The 1,948-nt window shown below is 71.1% G+C and carries 2 protein-coding genes; both read right to left on the reverse strand.

The window, feature by feature from the left end:
* Positions 1-128 precede the first annotated feature (128 nt).
* A complete protein-coding gene (locus AB8Z75_RS33725; protein WP_369208764.1) occupies positions 129-818 on the reverse strand; it encodes a 2'-5' RNA ligase family protein in 690 nt (229 codons plus the stop codon).
* Positions 819-829: 11 nt separating this feature from the next.
* The gene (gene trpS / locus AB8Z75_RS33730) at positions 830-1,843 is read right to left on the reverse strand and encodes a tryptophan--tRNA ligase (protein WP_369208766.1); all 1,014 of its coding nucleotides are present in this window, start codon (positions 1,841-1,843) and stop codon (positions 830-832) included.
* Between the last annotated feature and the right edge of the window lie 105 nt (positions 1,844-1,948).

The following is a 1,948-nucleotide window of genomic DNA, read 5'->3' on the forward strand; positions in this document are numbered from 1 at the left end:
GGCAGAGGCCGCCGGGATCGGCCGGGGCGGCCCGGGACCGGCCGGGCCGATCAGCCAGAGGAGCGGACCGCTGGAGGGGCGGACCGCTGGATGGGCTGACCGCTGGAGCGTGGCGGAGGAGCGGGGCGCTAGAGCGTGGCGGACGGGCGGAGGGCGGTGCGCCGCTGGTGGGGCGGCCGGCAGGCGGCCGGCGGCAGCGTCACGTCGAGCGAGGAGGCCGAGGCCGGAGTGGGGCCCTGCGAGTGGGCGGGGCCCGGAGGCATACCAGGACGCGGAGCGAACGGGAACTCGCGCCGGAGCCGCCACACCTCGTCCGTCCCCTGCTCGTAGAGGGCGAAACCGTCGGCCGTCCAGGTGCACTCGAAGTCGGCCAGCTGAGTGAAGGCGCGGTCCATGGCCGCCTCCGGAATGCCGTGCGCGACCGTCACATGCGGGTGGTACGGGAAGTGCAGCTCCCGGGCCAGCGGGCCCTCCGGGGCGCGCACCCGCTCCTGGAGCCGCGTGCAGGCCGCACCGCCCTCGGCGACCTGCACGAAGACGACCGGCGTCAGCGGCCGGAACGTCCCCGTGCCCGACAGCCGTACGCGGAAGGCCCGCCCGGCCAGGGCGACGCCCGCCAGATGGGCCTCGATCGCGGGCCGCGCCGAGGCGGGCACCTCCGTCGGCGGCAGCAGCGTGATGTGGGTGGGGATACCGTGCGCCGCCGCGTCGCCGAAAGAGACCCGCCGCGCCTGCAGCAGCGTGCCGTACGGCTCGGGGACGGCGAGCGATACACCGAGGGTGACGGTCGCTCCCGCGTCGGTCGCTCCCGCGCCCATCAGTTCTCCCTTCACCGCCTGCCGGGCACGAAGCCCACCTTGTCGTAGACGTCCCGCAGCGTGTCCGACGCCACGGACCTGGCCTTCTCCGCGCCGTCCAGCAGGATCCCGTCCAGCGACGCCGGGTCGTCCATGAACTCCTGCGTCCGCGTGCGGAACGGTGTCACCCAGTCCGTGACGATCTCTGCGAGATCCGTCTTCAGCGCACCGTAGCCCTTGCCCGCGTACTTATCCTCCAGTTCCTGGATTCCCGCCCCTGTGAGGGTGGAGTAGATCGTCAGCAGGTTGCTGACGCCGGGCTTCTTGTCCTGGTCGAACCGGATGACGGTGTCCGTGTCGGTGACCGCGCTCTTGATCTTCTTCGCGGTGGTCTTCGGCTCGTCCAGCAGCTCGATGATGCCCTTCGGCGTGGAGGCCGACTTGCTCATCTTGACCCCGGGGTCCTGCAGGTCGTAGATCTTCGCCGTCTCCTTGGGGATGTGCGCCTCGGGCACCGGGAACGTCGCGCCGTACCGCCCGTTGAAGCGCTCCGCGAGCGTGCGCGTCAGCTCCAGGTGCTGGCGCTGGTCCTCGCCGACCGGGACCTGGTGCGCCCGGTAGACCAGGATGTCGGCCACCATCAGCGCCGGGTAGGTGAACAGCCCCACACTGGTGTGATCCGTGCCCTGCTTGGCGGACTTGTCCTTGAACTGCGTCATCCGCGCCGCCTCACCGAAACCGGTCAGGCACTCCACGATCCAGCTCAGCTGGGTGTGCTCGGGCACGTGGCTCTGCAGGAAGAGCGTGCAGCGCTCCGGGTCCAGCCCCGCGGCCAGCAGCTGGGCGGCGGCCATCCGCGAGTTGTGCCGCAGCTCGGCCGGGTCCTTCGGGATCGTCATGGCGTGCAGGTCGACGACCGCGTAGAAGGCGTCGTGGGACTCCTGGAGCGCCACCCACTGGCGTACGGCACCGAGGTAGTTGCCCAGATGGAACGAACCGGCGGTGGGCTGGATACCGGACAGCACACGAGGACGATCATTGGCCATGCCGCCATTCTCTCAGGTGCTCACGCCCTCATGTGACCCGATGACGGGTGAGCTGACGCACGAGCGGCTCTCCCCCTCCCCCCGCCCGCGAAACGAGCCGGGGAG

Source organism: Streptomyces sp. PU-14G (genome assembly GCF_041028275.1).
In the GTDB taxonomy this organism is placed as follows: Bacteria; Actinomycetota; Actinomycetes; order Streptomycetales; family Streptomycetaceae; genus Streptomyces.